A 17,958-nucleotide genomic window follows, 5' to 3' on the forward strand; every position below is an offset into this window, starting at 1 on the left:
CATTTTATCCGCGAGCCGCTTCAAAGCGTTCAGCGTAGAGGATGGCGAATTGGTTCATGGCGTCCTTCCAATCCTTGGCCGCCCGTCCCCAGTCGGCCGTAATGTTGCGCAAGGCCAGCCAGATCAGCTTGCTGGCAGCATCGTCGCTCGGGAAATGGCCACGCGTCTTGAGGATCTTGCGCAGTCGGGCGTTGATGCTCTCGATGGCATTGGTCGTGTAGATCACCCGGCGGATGGCGGGCGGGAAGGCAAAGAAGGGAATCACCCGGTCCCAGGCCCGCCGCCAGGCGGCGACCACGGTCGGGAATTTCTCACCCCAGAGGCCTTGCTCGAACGCGTCGAGTTCGGCCAGCGCGGCTTCGGCGCTGGGCGCGGTGTAGATCGGCTTGATCGCTGCCGCCAGTGCCTTACGGTCCTTCCAACTCGCGTAGTCGAGGCTGTTGCGAATCAGATGCACGATACAGGTCTGCAGCGTGGTCGCTGGGAAAACGGCGGCCAAGGCCTCGGGCATGCCCTTCAGGCCGTCGGTGACGGCGATCAGGATGTCGACCACACCGCGCGTCTTGAGGTCATTGAAGACCTTCATCCAGAACTTGGCGCCCTCGGTGTTCTCGATCCACAACCCGAGGATGTCGCGCGTGCCGTCTGGCAGAACAGCCAAGGCCAGGTAGATCGCCTTGTTGCGGACCACCGCCTCCTCGCGAATCTTGACCCGCAGAGCATCGAAGAACACCACCGGATACATGGCTTCGAGCGGGCGTGACTGCCAGGCGGTGACCTCGGCCATCACCGCATCGGTGACTGAACTGATGAATTCCGGTGAAACCTCGGTGCCGTACTGCTCGGCCAGGAAGCCCTGAATCTCGCGCACCGTCATGCCCCGGGCGTACATGGCCACGATCTTGTCATCGAAACCGGTGAAGCGCCGCTCGTGCTTAGGGATAAGCAGGGGTTCGAAGCTGCCCTGACGGTCGCGCGGGATGTCGATCCGAAGCGGCCCGTCTTCGGTCAGCACCGTCTTGCCGGTCACCCCGTTGCGGTGATTGCCCACCTCGCCGGGCTTGTCGGCGCCGGGTGGGTAACCCAGGTGATGGCTGAGTTCGGCGCCCAGTGCACGTTCGATCAGCGCCTTCTTGAACGCCATCGAGGCGGCATTGATCGCCTCGGCGTCCATCGGGCCACTGACCATCTGGTCTATGAGTTCTTTCGGAATGCTGGGCAGCGCCGCTGCCGGTTTCTTCTTGCTCGTCTTGCTTGGCATACATGCTCCTTAACAACATGTTATGCCTCACACACAAAATTTCTGACAGGCTCGTTACCGGGCGGCTACTACTTGAACACACTGGTCATTTTTCGGCGCGCATCGACACTACTGGCGCACCTTTCCAAATTGTGGCCTAGGTGTTGGTTGACAAAATGATGCGTTCGGGCGGTCGCCGCGCCGTTGTCGTTACTCCGCATGCTCGGACAAGGTGAGCTCCAGATTGTCCGCGTAAGCGTTGTTGATGCCTTCTGTCGCAGCGCGGAAAGAGAACTCCACGGAGAGGGAGGCCGTATCGACCGGGATCGACCCTTCGGCCTCGACGCGAAGTAGGCCTGTCACCCCGCCCCGCTCTGCCGACGTGACCGGCTCGAGCGAGATCGAACCGAGGCTCTGCAGGTTGGGGTCGAGGAACGTCACGACCGCCGATGCCGCGTCGTCCTTGTCGCGGTGGCCGCCGAGATAGGCTGAGAACCGCGCGCTCACGTGCCCACTGCGGATCGGCTCGACCCACTCCGAATTAATGTGGATCACCTGGCGCAGCGCGCTCCGCGCGCCCTCCCCGCCAACGAACAAACGGCGGCCGCGATCTTCCGGGCCTGGCGCGGAAGATGGTGGTGCGTAATCGCTTTCAGAGTACGCGGCAATGCGGGCGGGCGGCAGGCCAGTCATTGGCATCCAGCCTTCCGGTTCAATGGATTCCGGGGCACCAGCTTCAGCTCCGCTATTGACGATGAGGTTGTCGCTAGTCCTTTGCGATTCCGCGCGCTCCCAAGAAAGCTGGAAACTTTGCTCGCCAGGGTCCGTGGCCGTCGCCTCGACGACATAAACCTCGCCGGCTCTTGTGTTCGCGAAGCTGAGTGATTCACCGATTTGGGCTGCGGCGGCAGTTCCTTCGCTGACCACGACCTGATTCACGTCCAGAAGCCGCAAATGGACGCCCGCTTTACTCGCCCTCAAGCCTGCGAATGCGCGGTCGGCGACGGTGATGAAGTATCGATCCAGGTTGCGAATCCGCTGCTCGATTGGCTCGCCGGGGTTGAGGATGATATAGATGCGGCTGCGCTGTAGCCAAGGAATCGCGATGCGACTCGCCTGGGTTCCATTGTGCACCGAGTAACGGCCGGGTGCACCGGTCACCTGTACGTAGTAACTTTCGCCGGGTGTAAGTTCGACCACGGCGTCGTTTGCGCCGCAGGGACCTGTGGAGACGGGGCTGCCGGCGACTTGCGCACCGAGACTCCCATCCTTGTTGCGACGATAGACTGACAGGGTGACTGGTGCCTCATTCCCATAGACGCGCACGCCGGAAAACGGCAAGAAGAGCGCGTTATAGGTAGCATACCCGGCTCCACGAGCGATCTCCAGGCCTCGGATCGAGTAGTAGTCGGCGTCAGTGGAAGTGGCCGGCGGCGCGCCCCGTGGTTGTGAGTCAATCGTCGCGTGCCACGAGACGTTACGTATTGGGCGCAGGCTAATTCTGTCGGCGAATCCGCCGGTAGGTCGGAGCAGGAAGAACGGTTCGCGTGTCGCGCTCGCGACGGTGTCGTTGAACTCGTAGTCATCCATCGGAACGGCGCCGCCTGCCAGGCTTACGGTCAAGTTGTAGGCGTTCACATCGTTGGCTCGTACCTCGAAGATGTGTCGGCCGGAAGATAAGTAGTGTGCCTCGCTATACCCCGTGTTGTCGCCGTGGGGTGTCCGGCTGATAAAACTGGGTTCCGGGCAGGCGCCGGGGAAGCCGATTTCGCGATGAAGGTTGCGGACGGAGATGGGGCCGAGGCCTTGGGGATATTGAAGGTCGATCGTTGCGATCATGGGGCCGGGCGCGGTAAACGCGAAGAAGTCGCGGTCGGTCGCATCGAGATTCATGTTGAACACGCTGTGCGACGGTCCCGCACCGAGGTCCCGCGCCATCTCGATAGTGTTGTTAGGTTCCAAGCGATCAGGAACGATCGGGATCCCTTCTGCTGTGCGACGTACGGCGGCGTAGGCGTTCACAGCGCGCTTTGCCTGGCCGTTTCCATTTGTGCCTGTCGCGATCAGGATGGCTGCGGCATCGTCGCTCGATAGCTTGGGATTGATTGCTTTCATCATCGCCGCAACGCCAGCGACGAAAGGCGCCGAGGCACTCGTTCCGCCGAAGGTTTGCGGCCCGTAGCCTACGTTGTTGTTGTCCGGCATGGACATGATTGGGATGTTGGTAGGCGCGAAGATGTCCACGCCGACGCCGAAATTTGAGCCTGCGCTCGGAGGCGGCGGAGTGAAGGTTGCGGGGTTTAGCGAGTTGTTGTTTAGCGCGCCAACGCAGATCACGTGAGGCGCCACGCACGGATATTGCGGTGTTCCGGTCGCTACGAGCTGGCCGTTCTGGCGAAAGTAGTAGCCAACGTCGACGCCTTGGTTGCCCGCCGACGCGACGAAAATCGGATTGAAACCACGGGCGAGGATGCGATCCATGACCGGGGCTTCGAGTTGCTGGGTGAGCGAGACCGAGCTGAGTCCCGAGTTCACGCTCAGCGTGATCACGTCGGCCCCCCAAGCGGCTGCGGCCAGCATCGCCTTGTCCCAAGTGGCCAAGCTGGCGTTGATTTTGTACAGCATCGGCGTCGCGGCGACGGACCCGGTTCCCGCCCGCCCCAATGCGTTGTTCATGACCCCGACGGCGACGCCCGTGCTTCCAGTCCCGTGCCAAGCACAATTGTTACCACCGCAGAAGCCGTTCGGGGCGGGACCGTCGACCATCCCTCCGCCCGCCGAGATATTCGTCTGCCAGATGCGTCCGAGGGGAAAATCCGAATCGGTACCAAGCGCCGTCCCCTGAGGCGTTAGGTAGAAGCCGGTATCGACGATCGCGACTTCCGTGTCGGAATCAGTGGCGCCGTGTGCCTTGAAGAACTGCCAGGCGAGGCCGATGTTGGCCTGGGCCGCGTCACCGCCGGCTCCGTAGCGGGGCTCGGTGAGTGCGTCGAAAAAGATTCCTGGGCCGGTAGGTCTCTCTTGTGTCCGCAGGAGAACCTCTTGAGCGCCTTGTCCGATGAAATTGGCGTCCACCTCATATCCGACGCTGCGCGCTGCGAGGGCAGCGGCGAAGGTGCGGCGTCCAGCATCCGATGAGAAGGTGATTCGGCCGCGCCAGCCGGCTTGATACGCTTGTTGCTCCAGGCTGGATAGGCCCACCCGCTGCAGGTCGATGCGCACGACGAACTCGGTTGCTCTGCGCTGCGCCTCAGTTAGTGTGACTCCCCGTTCCGGCGGGGGCTGTGCGACCTCATTGTTGTCGATGATCACGCCCCCGAAGCGTGAAAGGAACTCGTTGCGTTGAGCGTCCGATTGCGGCCAGAGGCGAAGAACGCCCTCGACGAGTGCTCCCTGTTTCCCGTCGCTCGCGCGCACCGCCGCCACTGGCTGCGGCGCGCCAGTCAAGTCCGCAACCGAGTCCACGAAAGGCTTTAAGGCCGGATCGACGCGAATCTCCACGACGTCGATCGTCTCACCGGCATCGCAAGCGTACAAGCCAACCGCGCAGATCACCGTCAATACAGCATGTTTCGCCATGAGATGCTTCCCTCATAGAAGGAAATTCAATGGACGCTCCGACCCAGTGGGCAAAAAGGATGCGCCTGTGGTGGGGACGTGTCAACGAGCCCGATCGATCCGGGAGAGAGCATGCCCGGCCATTTTTCTTGGGCGTTGGACGGGGGAAAGTGAGTCGTCGGAAGTCTCGCCACGCACCTTTGTGGCGGTCCGGAGAGGGGCGGCGGCGGGCGCCCACCAACGAGTCGGCGCGACGCGCTTAAAACAGACAGTCTACCAAACCGACCGTTTAACCGAGTCCGAACTCAAGCGATGGTTCGGCCGCTTCCGAGTCGTAGCCGGAGGATTGATCCCAAGCGAAGGCCTGCCCCCAGGGGGCGCGCGAGCCGGTGAAATCGGCGGAGGTGTGGCGGGTTCAGCGATATGGAGAAGAATGCGTTGTAGACATAGGCGAAGCGCGCATCGTTCGGCGCCAGTTCCTTAGCGCGCCTAAACGAGGCCGATCACGCCGGAGAATTACTCTGCCTCACCGGCAGCAGCCCCCGGCTGTGGTGAAGCGCGGCGGCCTTGGGCAGGCGTTCCAAGCCCTCACGTCGCAGTTTTTCGCCCTCGGCGTCACGGCCTCTGTCTGCCGGAACAGATCGCTTAATCTGCAAGTCCACCGGTTCTCCTGCTGGCACCTGCTCATTGGGGCCCTCGGCCAGGATTGCCATCCCGCCAGCCTTCCTTGAATTGCGCGCGGCGCGGTTCCGGCAAGGCGTGCAGATCTTCGATGGCCACGTCCACCAGACGCTCGTGCAATTCGGGGCCGGCGAGCCGTTCCAGCAGCTTCGCGCAAAATCCGGCGCCCCGGTCTATAGCCTGAGCTGAAACCGTCGAGCCAAAGGCCCAGGTAGGCACCGAGCACCACCGGGATGCCCATCATCAACCCCAAGGAACCGACGAACAGCGTCTGGGCGAGCAAGGTTTTCCGCTCCCGCTCGGCCTTGCGCATACGCCCGGCCTGCTTTTCCACCTGTTGCTGCAAACGCTTGGACGGGTGTTCATAAGCCTCTCCCCTGCTGGCCGATTTGCCATAGACGCTTGAGAAACTCATCCTCCATGCGCCGCAGATGGGCCTTCATGGTCTCCAACTGCCTTTCCTCCGCCAGCAGTTCGTCCGTCAGCCGTCGGCTCACCCTCCCGTAGTCGTCGTCGATCAGATAACGGCGCGTATCGAGCCGCAGCGCATTGTCGCAAAAATAAACCACGGCCCCCGGCACCGCCAGGTAATGCCACAGTCCGTCCACCCGACGGTAGCGCGCCAGCCCGAATACCAGCACGGTGAGAAATCGTGCATGTCCCGCCCAGATGGAAAAACTGCCGCTCGCATCCTGTCCCACGAAAGCTTCCACGTCCGCCACGGTTTCCGCATGGGTGGCGTCGCGCAACTGGAGGGTGAAGGTTTTCATAAGGTTGAATGACCCTGCCGGCTTAACCGCCAGGGTACGCGTTGCTTACCCTGCTGCCAATGTCGTAAGAGGCAGCCCGTTGCTTACACGGGTTTTTGGCGAAAACTGCATAACGGACCGCATCTTACGTCCGCTAACTTAAGGTTCGACAAAGTTGCGGATAAGCCGGCCCATGCGTCGCATAACTTCCCGGTTTTTCAGAATCACTCATCTGCTACCGGGGGAAGATGAAACCGCCGGGAACATCGGTCAAAAGCTCGAGCAGAACTTTGTTTGCTTCAAGAAACCTTTGACCAGATGGCAAACAGACCTATGAACCAACCAATCGTAGAAAAAGAGTCTTAAGCATGAGTAAACCCAACGTTCGTCTCGACAAGAACAACGCCGCCGTCCTGCTGGTCGATCACCAGGCCGGCCTGTTGTCCCTGGTACGGGATATCGAGCCCGACCGGTTCAAGAACAATGTCCTGGCCCTGGCCGATCTGGCGAAATACTTCAAACTGCCGACCGTACTCACCACCAGTTTCGAGGACGGCCCCAACGGTCCGCTGGTGCCTGAGTTGAAGGAGATATTCCCGGATGCCCCGTATATCGCCCGGCCGGGCCAGATCAATGCCTGGGACAACGAGGATTTCGTCAAGGCGGTCAAGGCCACGGGCAGGAAGCAGCTCATCATCGCCGGCGTGGTCACCGAGGTCTGTGTGGCTTTCCCCACACTCTCCGCACTGGAGGAAGGTTACGACGTGTTCGTGGTGACCGACGCCTCCGGCACCTTCAACGAACTCACCCGGCAATCCGCCTGGGATCGCATGTCGGCGGCGGGGGCCCAGCTGCTGACCTGGTTCGGCGTTGCCTGCGAGCTGCACCGCGACTGGCGCAACGACGTCGAAGGCCTGGGCGCCTTGTTCTCGAACCATATCCCCGACTACCGCAACCTGATCAACAGCTACACCACGTTCAAGAGCGGAACTTGACCTGGGAAGTCATCGATCGACATTGATTGTCGCGGCTGGCAGAGCTGAAACCGCGCCTCCTGCCGGCGTCCCAGATCAAAAACAGGAACATCGCCACTTCACATGGGAGACAAAATCGCCATGGGTTCTACCGCAAGAACAACTTTCCGCAATGCCTTGCTGGCTCTCGGGCTCTCCGTAGGCTTCCACGGGATCGCTGCTGCACAGCCTGCGCTGTCGGCCGAGGAGACCTACGCGCTCGCTAGGGACGCCTATCTCTACGCCTATCCCATCGCCAGCATGGACGCGACCCTGCGCCAGGCGACCAACGTGCCGGATACGGCCTCGGTCAACATGCGCGCGCCGGTCAATCAGTTCGCCCATGCGCGTGCCTATCCGCGTGCCGATGAAAAGGATGTTGTGCGGTACAACTTCGACACGCTCTATTCATTTGCTTGGCTCGACCTCACCTACGAACCGGTCATCCTTTCCGTCCCCGACACCCAGGGCCGCTATTACCTGCTGCCGATGCTGGACATGTGGTCGGAGGTGTTCTCCGTCGTCGGCAGCCGTACCACCGGCAACCAAGCAGGCCATTACGGCATCGTGGCACCCGGCTGGAACGGCGCCCTGCCGGCCGGTGTGACCAAGATCGTCGCGCCGACACCGGTCATCTGGATCCTTGGCCGTACCAAGACCGACGGTCCGGCCGACTATGACAACGTCCACACCGTGCAGGACGGCTACAAGCTGACGCCGCTGTCGCATTGGGGCAAGGACTACACGCCGCCGAAGAACCTGCCCACCGATCCGTCGGTCGACAATAAGACGCCGCCGCTGGTACAGGTCAACAGCCTCGATGGCGTCGCCATGCTGTCGAAGCTCGCGGAGCTGATGGCGAAATACCCGCCGCATGCCAACGACTATCCCCTCCTGTTCCGCCTGAAGGCACTCGGCATCGAGCCGGGCAAGCCCTTCGACGCCGCGAAGCTCGATCCGCAAACGGCTGCCGTCGTCAACAAGGCGGCGAAGGAGACGCTCGAATACATGCAGGTGGCGATGACCAAGAGCGGCGACAAAGTCAACGGCTGGAACATCGGCCGCGACAACCTCGGTACCTACGGCACCTGGTACCTGAGGCGCGCCGTCATCGCCCTGGGCGGGCTTGGCGCCAATCTGGTCGAGGACGCCGTCTACCCAATTGCCTTCGTCGACGGCAAGGGCAAGCCGCTGAGCGGCGCGAACAAATACGTGCTGCATTTCGAAAAAGGCAAGACACCGCCGGCGAATGCCTTCTGGTCCATCACCATGTACGACAAGGATGGTTTCCAGATTCCTAACCCCATCGACCGCTTTGCCATCGGCAGCTACGACAAGCTGGCCTATAACCCGGACGGCTCGCTCGACATCTATGTGCAGGCGAACTCGCCCGGCAAGGACAAGGAAGCCAACTGGCTGCCGGCGCCTAAGGGCGCCTTCCAGCCCACCATGCGCCTCTATTCGCCGCGCCCCGCGGTATTGGACGGCACGTGGTCGCCGCCGCCGTTCAGGAAGGTCAACTGAGAAACCCGAGGGTCGGGCTTCGCCCCGGCCATCATGCCGCTCCCAAAAACCGATCGAGAGGGAAAAGACGATGAAAGCATTTTTGACGGCCGGCGCATTGGCCGGCGTGACGTTGTGGGCGTCGAGCGCCCAGGCGCAGCAGGCTGTCTCCGCCGGGGAGGCCCGGGAAATCGCCCGCGAGGCGTATATCTATGCCTACCCGCTGGTGCTGTCCGAAGTGACGTTTAGGGTGGGGACAAACGTTGCGGAACCGACCAGCAGCCTGGCGCCGGTCAATCAATTCGGGCATATACGGGAATTTCCCGACCCGTCGTTCACCATCGTGGTCCGTCCCAACGCCGACACCTTGTATTCGCCGCTTAGCTATGACGTTTCCAGGGAGCCGCTGGTCGTCAGCGTTCCCGCATCCGGAGACCGTTACTTCCTGTTGCCCTGGATGGACATGTGGAGCGACGTGTTCACGGTTCCCGGAACGCGGACCACGGGTAACGAGGCCCAGACCTTCGCCATCGTCGGCCCGAACTGGAAGGGAAAGCTCCCGGCCGGCGTCAAGGAATACCGGAGCCCCACAACCCACGGCTTGCTGATCGGGCGCACGCAGACCAACGGCAAGGCCGACTACGAGGCGGTCCACAAGTTCCAGGACGGCATGAAGGCGGTGCCGCTCCACGCTTACGGCAAGCCGTACATACCGCCCAAGGGCAAGGTCGATCCGAAGCAGGACATGAGTTCGCCCCCCGACCAGATCGACAAGATGGACGCGGCCACGTTTTTCGGCCTGTTCGCGGGGCTGATGAAGGAGAACCCGCCGCACGCCAACGACCATCCGATTCTCGACCGTATGAAGCGGATCGGCATCGAGCCCGGTAAGAGCTTCTCCCTGGCTTCGGCGTCCAAGGAAGTTCAAGAGGCGCTGAACGCCGCTCCAGCCGAGGCACTGCCGCAAATCAAGGCCGCCTGGAGCAAGGCCGGTGTGCTGAGCAACGGTTGGCGCACCAACATGACCGCGATCGGCACCTACGGGACGGATTACCTGCATCGCGCCGGCGTCGCCTATGGCGGTTACGGCGCCAATGCGGTAGAGGATGCGGTCTATCCATCGGCTTTCGCCGACGCCGATGGCCAGCCGTTCGACGCCACCAAGCGCTATGTCCTGCACTTCGACAAGGACCAGATTCCCCCGGTGCGCGGGTTTTGGTCACTGACGATGTACGACCAGCGCCAGTTATTCACGGCCAATCCCATCGGCCGCTACGCCATCGGCGACCGCGACCCGCTAAAGTTCAATCCCGACGGTTCGCTGGACCTTTACATCCAGCGGGAATCCCCGGGCAAGGACAGGGAGCCGAACTGGCTGCCTGCGCCTGCCGAGGGCCCCTTCACCATGAACCTCAGGCTCTACTGGCCCAAGGCGCAGGTGCTCGATGGTTCCTGGGCGCCCCCGCCGGTCAAACGGATCGAGAGCTAATCGAGCTTCCGAGCCGGCACGCAGTTTCCTTGGAGGAAGAGAAGAGGGGAGTCGAGGTGCAGCGCAGATCGCCGCTTCGCCTCCCCTTGCCACCGCGACCTTTACCAGACTAGAGAGCTTTCGTGACATTACTTCGCTTCAAAACCGTCATCGCGGCGGCAACCGCGCTCACCGCGGTTCTGCCGTTGAATCCCGCCCTCGCCATCGAAGGCGGCGCCAGTCATTATCTTCCCGGCGCTTACAACGACTTCGGAATGAACCTGCAGGTGCCGCCCGGCTTCTACTTCCGCGACGATCTCACCTATTACTGGGCGCAGTTTCCCGACGGGACGACCCTCGGCCGTTTCGGCGCGGTCCATCTGGACCAGGATCTCTGGCTGAACAACTTCAAGCTGGCCTGGGCCAGCGATTTCGAAGTTCTCGGCGCCCGCTACGGCGCCGCGCTGATCCTGCCGGTGGTTTTCGATTTCAACCTCTCCGGGTCCATCCAGTTCGGTCCCCATCAGGTTTCGGGGCGCAACAACAACGGCGGCATCGGCGACATCGCAGTCGCCCCGCTTTCCCTGACCTGGAAGTGGGGGGACGTCCACGTCAACCTGAGCCAGTTCGTGTTCCTTCCGACGGGCGATTACGCTGCCGAGAAGGTCGTCAATCTGGGGCTGAACCGCTGGTCTTTCGAGACGCTCGCCGGCCTGACCTGGCTGGACGCCGACCGCGGACACGAAATTTCCTTCAACATCGGCTTCATCAGCAATACCCGTAACGCTGCGACCGACTACCAAAGCGGCGACGAGCTTCACATCGATTACACCGTTGCCCAGTATCTCTCCGAGGCCTTCGGCGTCGGCGTCACCGGCTACTACTACACCCAGCTGAGCGACGACAAATCCCCGCTCCTCGACCGTCTCGACCAGGCCCGCCGCTTCCTGAATTTGCCCGGTGTCGACGGCTACCGGGGCGAGGCGGCCGGCATAGGCCCTGCCATTCTCTACAGCCCAGAAATCGGCGGTAAGCGCGTCAGCTTCATCGGCAAGTGGATACACGAATATGACGTGAATAACCGTTTCAAGGGTGAGCTGGGCATGCTGTCGGTAGCGCTGGATTTCTGAACCGCGATTGGTGCAATTACATCGAGGTACAGGCAACCCGTAAAAGCCGGCACGTTCACCCCCGAGGCTAAGTGCGTCCGGGAGTACGCATGGGCGGAATCCCACTTATCAAGATCACAAGGGAAACAGGAGAGTATTCATGCTTACATCGACACGGGAACAAGTACGCTTGGACGAAGCGCGCGAAAAGAAGATTGCGTGGAAGAAATGGGGACCTTATCTGAGCGAGCGGCAGTGGGGTACCGTGCGCGAGGATTACAGCGACGACGGCAACGCCTGGAGCTATTTCTCGCACGATCAGGCTCGCTCGCGGGCTTACAAGTGGGGCGAGGACGGAATCGCCGGCATTTCCGACGATCGGCAAGGTTTGTGTTGGTCGCTCGCGGTCTGGAACGGCCAGGACCCCATCATCAAGGAACGTCTGTTTGGCCTGACCAATGCGGAAGGCAATCACGGCGAGGACGTGAAGGAATATTACTTCTACGTCGACAGTACGCCGACGCACTCTTACATGAAGTATCTCTACAAGTATCCGCAGCGGGCGTATCCATACGAGGATATCGTGCAAACCAACGCAGCACGCACACGCACCGAAATGGAGTATGAATTACTCGACACCGGCGTGTTCGAAGGAGATCGCTACTACGACATATTTGTCGAGTTCGCCAAAGCCGCGCCCGAAGACATACTCATCAAAATCAGCGTCGCCAATCGCGGCCCGGATACGGCCACGCTTCACGTATTGCCTCACCTGTGGTTCCGCAATACCTGGTGGCTGAATCCCGAGGCGCCTCGGCCCGCGTTGCGCGAGCTGCCGAACAAGGGTGAGGCGCTGGTCGTCGAGGCGTCGCACCCCGACCTTGGCGTGCGCTACCTGTACGCCGAAGGCGCAGGCGAGTTCTTATTCACCGAGAACGAGACCAACGCCGAACGGCTGTTCGGCGTGCCTAATCCGACGCCTTACGTCAAGGATGGCATTAACGACGCCGTCGTCCACGGCCGGCGGGAGAAAGTGAACCCCGACCTGGTGGGCACCAAGGCGGCGGCGCATTACGAGCTGACCGTTGCGCCGGGCGAAACCGAGGTGATACGGCTGCGGCTGAGTGACGTGGCGCCCTCGGCAGACCAGGGCCCCTTTACCCGGGAATACGAGCAAACCTTCGCATCCCGCAAACAGGAGGCGGATGAATTCTATACCGCCATCACGCCTCCGAAGTTGAATGCGGATCAGGCGAACGTGTTGCGCCAGGCGCTGGCCGGCATGCTCTGGACCAAGCAATATTACTACTTCGATCTCGACCACTGGCTGGAGGAGCACGAAGCCAACCCCATACTCGGCGGCCGGCGCCAATTTCGTAACCGCGAGTGGTACCACATGGTTAACAGCGACATCATCTCGATGCCGGACAAATGGGAGTATCCCTGGTTTGCGGCCTGGGATCTGGCTTTCCATACGTCGGCGCTCAATATGGTCGATCCTGACTTCGCCGAAAATCAGCTGAGCTTGATGCTGAGCGATCTCTATCTGCATCCCAACGGCCAGATACCGGCCTATGAGTGGAACTTCGGTGACGTAAATCCGCCCGTGCATGCCTGGGCGGCGCTGATCAATTACGGCATCGCCCGCGAACCCGGCGAATATGACCTGGCCTTCCTCAAGAACACCTTCAACAAGTTGCTGCTGAATTTCAACTGGTGGGTCAACCGCAAGGACCCGCAGGGACGCAATGTCTTCAGTGGCGGTTTCTTGGGCCTGGACAATATCGGCGTGTTCGACCGCAGTTCGGAGCTGCCCTCCGGAGGCTACCTGGATCAGGCGGACGGCACGGCCTGGATGGCGTTTTTCAGCCAGTGCATGCTGGAGATGGCGATCGAGATCGCCCGGAAAGATCCAACCTACCAGGATTTCATCCTGAAGTTCGTGCAGCATTTCCTATGGATCGCGGGTTCCATGGACCGCGTTGGCGACAACCACGACGAACTGTGGGACGAAGAGGACGGCTTCTTCTACGACGTTCTGACCCTGCCCGACGGACATGCGCAACGCCTCAAGGTGCGGTCCATGGTCGGCTTGCTGCCACTGACGGCGACGGCTCTCATCCCGCAGGAAGTGATCGACGAGTTCCCGGACATAGCCGACCGTGTGCGTGCCTTTATCGCCAAGCACCCCGATCTGGTGGCGAACATCCATCCGCTCACCCAGCCCGGCGTGCAGGGCAGGCGGCTGCTGGCTGTGGTGAACGAAGACAAACTGCGCCGCATTCTCGCGCGCATGCTGGACGAAGAGCGTTTTCTCAGTCCCTACGGCATCCGATCGCTGTCGCGCTGGCACCTTGAACACCCCTACCAGATCGATGTGGACGGTGCCCAGTATCAGGTGCAGTATCTACCGGGAGAATCGGATTCCGGCATGTTTGGTGGCAACTCAAATTGGCGCGGCCCGATCTGGATGCCGGTCAACCTGTTGCTGCTCCGGGCCTTGCGCCAGTTCCATGAATACTACGGCGACGGGTTCAAGATCGAGTGCCCGACGGGATCGGGGAATATGCTGACGCTGCTGGAAGTGGCGCGCGAGATCGCCACCCGGCTGACGCGCATCTTTCTGCAGGACGAGAGCGGGCGCCGCGCGGTCTACGGCGGCGCCGAGAAATTCCAAACCGATCCACACTGGCGCGATTACATCCTGTTCTACGAATACTTCCACGGCGACAGCGGGGCCGGTTTGGGCGCAAGTCATCAAACCGGCTGGACCGGTACCGTCGCGCGGCTGTTGCAGCTATTAGGCGAGCAGCAGCCGGGCGAAACTCTCAACCGTGGGCTGCGGTTTAATTGAGGATCAAATTCTGAGACACCCCGGGCTGAGTATTTGGCAGCGGGGTGTCTGGAATAAGCAATAAGGCGGCCACGCAATCATCCGTCGGGCGCGATCCTTACGATGCCTGTTCGAAAATAGCGAGTCGGACAGAAACATGTCGTGCTGCCTTTCGTATGGGGCTAGACATTGGAGGTGCACCATGAAAACAGCCAAGAAGAAGTCCGCGAAAACGGATGTCATCGAAGAACCGTCTCAAGAGCCGCGTCCGGTATTCCGGCCGCGCGCGGAATGCGTGGCCGCCGGCAAGGCGCTGCGCGAAAACGTGCCGCTCGAACGCCATGCGGAATGGAAACCGTCGAGCCTAGGGCGCGATCTGATAGACATACTGGAGAAGTCGAATCAGGGTCGGGTGCCCGAACTGGTTCCCATCCGCTACGGACGCATGCTGCGCAGTCCCTTCACATTTTTGCGAGGTTCCGCCGCGGTGATGGCCCACGATCTGGCCACCACACCGAACAGTGGCATCCAGGTACAGGCTTGCGGCGATTGCCATTTGCTCAATTTCGGCCTGTTTGCCACACCTGAGCGCAACCTGGTCTTCGACATCAACGATTTCGACGAAACCCTGCCGGCGCCTTGGGAATGGGATGTCAAACGTCTGGCGACCAGCTTTTTCGTGGCCGCCCGCGACAATGATCACTCCGACGAGGAGGGCAGGGCCGCGGCCGTTGAAAGCGTTCGCGCTTACCGGGAGCGTCTGCGCGATTATTCGAAAAAGAATCCCCTGGAAGTCTGGTATGAGCGCCTTGATGCGCAAACCCTGATCGACATGGCGCCCGACGCCAAGATCAAGAAGCGCCGCGAGAAATTTGCCGAAAAGGCGCGACAGCGGGTCGGCGAACACTTATTTCCCAAGATCAGCGAGACCGCCGGAGGGCGGCACCGCTTGATCGATCAGCCACCGCTGATTTTTCATGTAAACGATCAGGACTATGAGGCGGAGGTGAACGAGGCTTTCGAGGCCTATCGCCTTTCGTTGTCCGACGAACGGCGCGTCCTGCTCGATCGCTTTCGCCTGGAAGACACGGTCCTGAAAGTGGTCGGCATCGGCAGCGTGGGCACCCGCTGTTTCGTCGATCTGTTTTTCTCCCCGCAAAATCATCCCTTGCTGCTTCAATTCAAGGAGGCGCGCCCCTCGGTGCTCGAGCCCTACGCGGGCAAAAGCCGCTATGAGAATCAGGGACAGCGCGTGGTCATGGGACAACGCCTGATGCAGTCCTCCAGTGATATCTTCCTGGGCTGGACCAAGAATCGGCGTGGTCATGATTTTTACGGCCGCCAGCTGCGGGACATGAAGATATCCGTCCCGATTGAGGGTTGTACACCCAAGCAGTTGAAGCTATACGCCGAAGTGTGTGGCTGGACGCTGGCCCGCGCCCACGCCAAAGCGGGAGACGCCGCGACGATCAGCGGCTATCTGGGTAAGTCGGATACCTTCGATCAGGCCATAGGCGAGTTCGCGCGGAGCTACGCGGACCAGACGCAGCGCGATCACGGTACCCTGGCGGCGGCAGCGGAGGTCGGACGCGTCGAGACGTTGATAGAGGAAGACCTATGAAAGAAGCCCTCTGTCTCAGGTAGCCTGGGATTTTCCCGGTTCACGTCGAGCCCCACGCGGGGGCGTTTCCCGGCGCGCCGGCGAGGCATACCAAGTCTGTTTGGGGGATAGAACCGGCTGATCCGGCTGCAATTCGAAGTTGGGCGACATGATTTGCACGCCGTATTCGTTGAAGATGTCCTGGATCTGGCCGTGCAGTTCCGACAGCACGATAAAGCGCATTTCCGGCCGGTCTATGGCAAATAGCAGCACGTAGACCGGATAGAAATCGGACAGGGATTTCTGCAATACCCAGGGCTTAGGCTCCGCGCGAACCCCCTGGGTGCGTTCGGCCGCCATTTCCAGCATGGCGTGGACCTGACGCCAGGGCGCGTCGTAGCCGATGGTGACCGTGGTGGTGACGATGGCGCCGTCCGTTTTTGCTAGCCGCGAATAATTGATGGTGGTCGCGGCCAGGAGTACGGCGTTGGGTATGGTAATTTCCTCGCGCCGTGGCGTCGCGATCTTGGTGGACAGCACGCCGATTTCGCGAACCACGCCTTCGTGCTCTCCCACTTTTACGTAGTCGCCGGTCTGGAAGGCCCGGGTGTAGACGACCACCAGCCCACCGACGACCTGTCCCACCATCCCGGCTGAGCCGAGGGAAACCATGAGGCCCAGGAAGACGCTAACGCCCTTGAACGCCTCCGTCTGCGAACCGGGAATATAGGGATAGGCCAGGACAAGGGCAAAAACCCAGATCAAAACCACAAGGATGCGCCGCGTGGCGCGAGCGGTTTCCGGTTCCAGCCAGAGCGACTGCACGCCGCCGGATTCGGCGCTGCGAAAAAACGCTGCCACCACGCCGGCCACCAGCCGCGTTAAAAGAAAGATGAGCGCCACGGTGAATAAGTCCGGCATGGCTTGCACCACACCTTGCACCAGTTTCTGGAACTGTTCCACCAGAAATCCCCGCAGACTTGCCGCCAGGGGCTGGCTGTAGGGAAACTGATCGAAGACGAAGGTGAGCCACAGATAACCGAATCCCAGCCCCACGCCCCATAGAGACAAGCGCACGGTGGCAATTTCCAGCGAGGCCAGATAGGGACGCAGATTCACATCCCCCAACATGATGCGGCGTCTGGATGGCGTCTCGCCCAGGCGGGCAAACCAGCGGCGGGCAAGGTGCGCCATGCCGATGAGGGTGGCGCCGTAAAGCACGGTGGCCAGCACGGATAAGGCAGTCCCTTTGAGCAACATGGGCCAGCGCGTCTGCTCTTCGCGGACCGCCAGCCATGATTTCAACTTGGCGATGGCATTTGCTTTGTACTGTTCGAAGGACTCGTTGGCAGCCATATCGACGTCGTCCCTCAGCACCCCCAAGACTCGTATTCCATTGACCTTGATCCAGGCTCCTTGATATTTCCCTTCCTCGGCGTCTGCCGCCTCGATCCTATATTCCGATGCCCCTTTCGGTATCGCCAGGAGGCGGGCCGCCGACGCCACCGCGCGATCCTTCGGCGACAAATCGTCGAATGGCGCACGCAGGATCACGATCTCGCGTCCCCACACGGTCACCGCCGCTTCCGGCGGCGCCTGGAAACCATGCTGTCCACCAACGATGCCAACGGTATCGGCCGATGCGAGTCGACACCAGAGTAGGCTCAGAAGCAACAAGCATTGCAGGGGGCGAACCATAGATCTAAGCGATCGGGTGTCATCTTCCATAGGGCTTCCTGTGACGATGTCAGGAGAGACCAGCTTTTGAATTGGCTTTCCTGGATTGCGAGGGCTTGCCGGATCCAGGATCAACACGCCGGCTAGACTCGACAACAACTAGTTTCCTCGTACCCGGGAATTATGCACGGACTCGAAGATGACCCGAAAGACAGTTTTGCCGCTATGGGCCACTTTGGCGAAAAGTGCATAGTGGTTGGCCTTGGCGGTCGGTTAGTTTAGCGCCGCTCACACAGGCTTTTCCGAATTTGGATGGTCTGGGCTACCCGCAGCACCGGTTTCGGCGGGGTGTGAACTGGAAACCTGGATTTTCGAAAGTCCGATTTACGGTATGACAGGGTGGTGCTCCGCAAGGCATTTCCCAACTATGTTCGGCCAAGTGATGAAAACCAAGACTCGAGCATTACATTTTCGAGCTGTACGGCTTTTCTTAGCCGCGCTCATTACCCTGGAGCTGTCTGGATGCG

11 protein-coding genes are annotated in these 17,958 nt (G+C 60.9%); 6 read left to right on the forward strand and 5 right to left on the reverse strand.

What is annotated here, in order from left to right; genetic code table 11:
• Nucleotides 1-4: 4 nt before the first annotated feature.
• From JWZ97_RS02770 to JWZ97_RS02785, 4 genes are all read right to left on the reverse strand, one after another.
• On the reverse strand, nt 5-1,261 hold the full coding sequence (locus JWZ97_RS02770; RefSeq protein ID WP_205428540.1) for an IS256 family transposase: 1,257 nt from the start codon (nt 1,259-1,261) through the stop codon (nt 5-7).
• 189 nt (nt 1,262-1,450) lie between these two features.
• A complete protein-coding gene (locus tag JWZ97_RS02775) occupies nt 1,451-4,819 on the reverse strand; it encodes a S8/S53 family peptidase (protein ID WP_205433268.1) in 3,369 nt (1,122 codons plus the stop codon).
• A 663-nt stretch (nt 4,820-5,482) separates the two neighbouring features.
• Nucleotides 5,483-5,698: a hypothetical protein gene (locus JWZ97_RS02780; RefSeq protein ID WP_205433269.1), complete on the reverse strand. Its 216-nt coding sequence runs from the start codon at nt 5,696-5,698 to the stop codon at nt 5,483-5,485.
• 143 nt (nt 5,699-5,841) lie between these two features.
• Nucleotides 5,842-6,249 carry a F0F1 ATP synthase subunit epsilon gene (locus JWZ97_RS02785; protein ID WP_205433270.1) on the reverse strand — a complete coding sequence of 136 codons (408 nt, stop codon included), beginning with the start codon at nt 6,247-6,249 and terminating at the stop codon, nt 5,842-5,844.
• A gap of 347 nt (nt 6,250-6,596) precedes the next feature.
• Here JWZ97_RS02785 and ycaC point away from each other — a divergent pair, with 347 nt between their 5' ends.
• The 6 genes from ycaC to JWZ97_RS02815 all read left to right on the forward strand — a co-directional run bounded on the left by ycaC (nt 6,597) and on the right by JWZ97_RS02815 (nt 15,775).
• On the forward strand, nt 6,597-7,223 hold the full coding sequence (gene ycaC / locus JWZ97_RS02790; protein ID WP_205433271.1) for an isochorismate family cysteine hydrolase YcaC: 627 nt from the start codon (nt 6,597-6,599) through the stop codon (nt 7,221-7,223).
• A gap of 102 nt (nt 7,224-7,325) precedes the next feature.
• Complete coding sequence (locus JWZ97_RS02795) at nt 7,326-8,765, forward strand: DUF1254 domain-containing protein (protein ID WP_240342451.1); 1,440 nt, start codon at nt 7,326-7,328, stop codon at nt 8,763-8,765.
• Between the two features lie 70 nt (nt 8,766-8,835).
• Nucleotides 8,836-10,233 carry a DUF1254 domain-containing protein gene (locus tag JWZ97_RS02800; protein ID WP_205433272.1) on the forward strand — a complete coding sequence of 466 codons (1,398 nt, stop codon included), beginning with the start codon at nt 8,836-8,838 and terminating at the stop codon, nt 10,231-10,233.
• 122 nt (nt 10,234-10,355) lie between these two features.
• Nucleotides 10,356-11,342, forward strand: coding sequence for a transporter (locus tag JWZ97_RS02805; protein WP_205433273.1), 987 nt, complete (start codon nt 10,356-10,358; stop codon nt 11,340-11,342).
• Between the two features lie 139 nt (nt 11,343-11,481).
• Nucleotides 11,482-14,175, forward strand: a complete 2,694-nt coding sequence (locus JWZ97_RS02810; protein ID WP_205433274.1) for a glucosidase — start codon at nt 11,482-11,484, stop codon at nt 14,173-14,175.
• Nucleotides 14,176-14,356: 181 nt separating this feature from the next.
• Nucleotides 14,357-15,775 carry a DUF2252 domain-containing protein gene (locus JWZ97_RS02815; protein ID WP_205433275.1) on the forward strand — a complete coding sequence of 473 codons (1,419 nt, stop codon included), beginning with the start codon at nt 14,357-14,359 and terminating at the stop codon, nt 15,773-15,775.
• Between the two features lie 15 nt (nt 15,776-15,790).
• Here the strand turns inward: JWZ97_RS02815 and JWZ97_RS02820 are convergent, their stop codons facing one another.
• Entirely contained in the window at nt 15,791-17,428 is a 1,638-nt protein-coding gene (locus tag JWZ97_RS02820) for a mechanosensitive ion channel family protein (RefSeq protein ID WP_205433276.1), read from the reverse strand.
• Nucleotides 17,429-17,958: the final 530 nt, after the last annotated feature.

The sequence above is a fragment of the Methylococcus sp. EFPC2 genome (assembly GCF_016925495.1).
Lineage (GTDB): Bacteria > Pseudomonadota > Gammaproteobacteria > Methylococcales > Methylococcaceae > EFPC2.